General features: G+C 42.9%; 4 protein-coding genes. 2 read left to right on the top strand and 2 right to left on the bottom strand.

The window, feature by feature from the left end; all coding sequences use genetic code 11:
* On the bottom strand, window positions 1-1,171 hold a 1,171-nt coding region (locus F6K38_RS37985; protein WP_287360134.1), incomplete at its 3' end, for a tetratricopeptide repeat protein.
* A 310-nt stretch (window positions 1,172-1,481) separates the two neighbouring features.
* Here F6K38_RS37985 and F6K38_RS37990 point away from each other — a divergent pair.
* Together F6K38_RS37990 and F6K38_RS37995 are read left to right on the top strand one after the other, a co-directional pair.
* Window positions 1,482-1,976 carry a TIGR00725 family protein gene (locus tag F6K38_RS37990; RefSeq protein ID WP_287264796.1) on the top strand — a complete coding sequence of 165 codons (495 nt, stop codon included), beginning with the start codon at window positions 1,482-1,484 and terminating at the stop codon, window positions 1,974-1,976.
* Window positions 1,977-2,159: 183 nt separating this feature from the next.
* Window positions 2,160-2,588: a hypothetical protein gene (locus F6K38_RS37995; RefSeq protein ID WP_008181875.1), complete on the top strand. Its 429-nt coding sequence runs from the start codon at window positions 2,160-2,162 to the stop codon at window positions 2,586-2,588.
* A 301-nt stretch (window positions 2,589-2,889) separates the two neighbouring features.
* Here F6K38_RS37995 and F6K38_RS38000 read toward each other — a convergent pair whose 3' ends face one another.
* Complete coding sequence (locus tag F6K38_RS38000) at window positions 2,890-3,039, bottom strand: hypothetical protein (RefSeq protein WP_287264797.1); 150 nt, start codon at window positions 3,037-3,039, stop codon at window positions 2,890-2,892.
* Window positions 3,040-3,136 lie beyond the last annotated feature (97 nt).

Genomic DNA, 3,136 nt, shown 5'->3' on the forward strand with positions numbered 1-3,136 from the left:
CATTTGCCTCTTGCCATTTCCCCTGGCGATTCAAGGCTTCTGCCAGGTTTTGGTAAGCTACCACCGACTGGGGATTCCGCTCAATTACCTGGCGGTAACAAGCGATCGCTTCTGTTACCAGACCTTCCTTAAATAACTGATTCCCTAGATTAAGGAATTCCTCTGGTTTAGCTTTATCCAACTCTAGCATCAGCTGATGATAACAGCATTTAAGGACTTCCTTTTGGTTTCCCACCTCAGTCCATACTTTAGCTAAGTTGCGATAAGCTCCAGCCAAATCGGGTTTTAGCTCAATCGCCTTTTGATAATATGCGATCGCATGTTGCCAATCCTGCTGACCGGCATACAAGCTACCGAGATTAGCATAAACTTCGGCAAAATCCGGCTCAATTTCCAAAGCTTGGCCATAGTAACCCATAGCTTCAGTAGTCTGACCCATGAACTGTAGCGCATTTCCCCAAATCTTGTAAACCTGGGCTGTATCTGGGGCAATTTTAATGGCTCGCTCACAGGCTGCGATCGCCTGTTGCCATTGTCTTTGCTTCAAGTAAGTCTGCGCCTGTTGTAGATAAACCGTAACTGCTTCCAAAAGACCTCCTGACTGATATTGTTTACAGTGGCGCTCACTAGAGCTAGGAACACATTGACCTATAGATGATTTTCTTGATTGTGACGGATCTAACTCGATGGTTTCTAGTCCAGCCAATTTAATTGCTTTGCGATAGTAAGCAGTGGCTTGATCTAATTGACCTTGTTGCTTCAACGTTGCTCCTAGACGTTGGTAACCCAAACTCGATTTAGGGTCTAGTGCAATTGCCTGGTGATACTGGGTCACTGCTTGATTTAGTTGACCTTTTGCCCACAGGTAATCCCCATGATTTATACATGATTCTGCTGTTTTCTGTTCTCCTGCTAAGGGAATAGTTTCTAGTTGCGTAGGCTGATTAGTGTGATGATTCTTGTGTTGTTCTCTAGATGCTTCTGATGTCGATAACCAGTTAACTAACGCAACAGGGGGGAGATGACCATTATTCCCATGCCAATGGTGATAATGGAGTCGATGGGGAGTGAGCAAGGTATCTTCTGCCATTGAGGGCAGCAGGCCATGTTTGGGGGATGCCGAACTAGTCAGAAAGTATCGTTTGAGTCGATGGAACATTTCCAAAGGCAACAGAGAACAGCTGTTCTGGGAGTAGGGAGTAGGGAGTAGGGAACAGTAGTCAATATCTAATTATTAGATATCGCTAGGAATTATATCTAATAATTTTTAAAAAATGGGTTAATCAGTTATTGCTCACGCGGTTTTGTTAACGACATTATTTGCAAACGAAATTATTAGCAGATAAGTCGCAATTATTGGTGTGATTCAATTCACAATTAGGCACACCTTTACCGAATTTTTACACAACTTTTACAGAAGCTTCATACTATAGCTGTCAAAAGAGTTACTTTATTAACAGTCTCTGAGACTTAAATAACCGATGAGAAAAATAGTGGTTGGGGTAATGGGGCCCGGTGACAAGGCCACTGCTACTGACATTAATCGTGCTTATCGTCTCGGTCAACTCATTGCTGATAATGGCTGGGTACTGCTAACCGGTGGCAGAAATGTGGGAGTGATGGATGCTGCCAGTCGGGGAGCCAAAATGGTTGGTGGGTTAACTATCGGGATTTTACCCAGCAACGACACTAGGGCCATGTCTGATGCTGTCGATATTGCCATCGTTACGGATATGGGCAATGCTCGCAATACGATTAATGTACTCTCCAGTGATGTGGTGATTGCCTGTGGAATGGGAATAGGAACAGCCTCGGAAATTGCTCTGGCTCTCAAAAGTTGGAAAAAGGTTGTTTTGTTGAGTGACCATCCAGAGAGTCAAGAGTTTTTCTGTAGTCTGTCCCAGGAGAATGTATTTCTGGCAACAAGTCCAGAGGCTGCTATTGAGTTGGTTAAAACTATTTTAAGTCAGGATTAAATCTGTTTCACACCTAGGCCGGATCACAAGTAGTGTGTCAGTGCAACAGTTTTTTTGAGTGATTACAAATGCGTTCGCGTAGCGGCTCCAAAGGAGCATCGCACTGGAACTAATGCACAAAAGATACTGAAGACCCCCTATAGAGAAAGAAGACTAAAGAAATAAGTGTAACGATTTCGGACAATGCTCAAATTTAAATCTCTAGGCTTATCGATTATTTCCGCCTCCGTTGTTTTCCATAGTCAAGCACTTGCGTGTGTTCCCGAGTCTGTACTAGACCGGTTTACTAACTTTTATTTTTGGCAGGCTAATCCAGAAATGTCAGACAAGAATATCAAGTCTCATCAAACACAGTACAAAAAAGAGTGGTTAGCTATTAAAAAAGTTTTGAAAGACAGGATTGTCTGGAGGGAAATACCTAGCTGTTATGCTGATGATGTAACCTATGATTATGACTTGAAGGATTACCGGGAGACAATTACAGCATTAATCGATGCGGTATTCTATGCTAGTCACCCTGAGTTAAAGGGGCGTAAGTTAAGGCCAAGTGAAACCCACCTAGTTCGAGAGTGGAACTCGATAAAACAGAGTTTTTCATTTAGTTGGTGCTAGTGAGCTGGCGTTAATTAATAATGGAATGAATTGAAGAGTCTTGTAGAATAGGCATCTTGCTTCTAATCTTTTTAGGCATCTTGCCTGTTCCTATTTTGGCATTACTTAATAATGGAATGAATTGAAGAGTCTTGTAGAATAGGCATCTTGCTTCTTCCTAATCTTTTCCGGCGGGCAGGATGCCCACCCTACTCCTATTGATTTTAGGACTTACGCATTTGCCCCCGTGGGGACCAAATGCGTAAGTCCTTTTCTAAATTCTACATTCTAAATTCTACATTCTACATTCTACATTCTTAATTCAAAAATGTTGTTCGCCTTTGGCGTTCGAGTAGGGTAGGTTGTCAGGTTGAAGGTTGTCAGGTTGAAGGTTGCGGCAGGAAACGGGCAAGATGCCCGTTCCACCAAGATGCCCGTGCCACCAAGATGCCCGTTCCACCAAAATGGCCATTCCAGCCACCTGGTCAAACAGCTTTAATGAGATGTACCCCTACTCCCTTGCCTATACTTAATTATAATTATTAAGCGGTTTTGCATTTAAATTAGAT

Origin of the sequence: Moorena sp. SIO3B2 (genome assembly GCF_010692525.1) — a bacterium.
GTDB classification, from domain to species: Bacteria; Cyanobacteriota; Cyanobacteriia; order Cyanobacteriales; family Coleofasciculaceae; genus Moorena; species Moorena producens.

Bases quoted from the DNA above. Each gene is read 5' to 3' on its own strand.
- F6K38_RS37990 (WP_287264796.1), top strand. From the start codon at position 1,482: ATGAGAAAAATAGTGGTTGGGGTAATGGGGCCCGGTGACAAGGCCACT.
- F6K38_RS37995 (WP_008181875.1), top strand. From the start codon at position 2,160: ATGCTCAAATTTAAATCTCTAGGCTTATCGATTATTTCCGCCTCCGTT.
- F6K38_RS38000 (WP_287264797.1), bottom strand. From the start codon at position 3,039: ATGGCCATTTTGGTGGAACGGGCATCTTGGTGGCACGGGCATCTTGGT.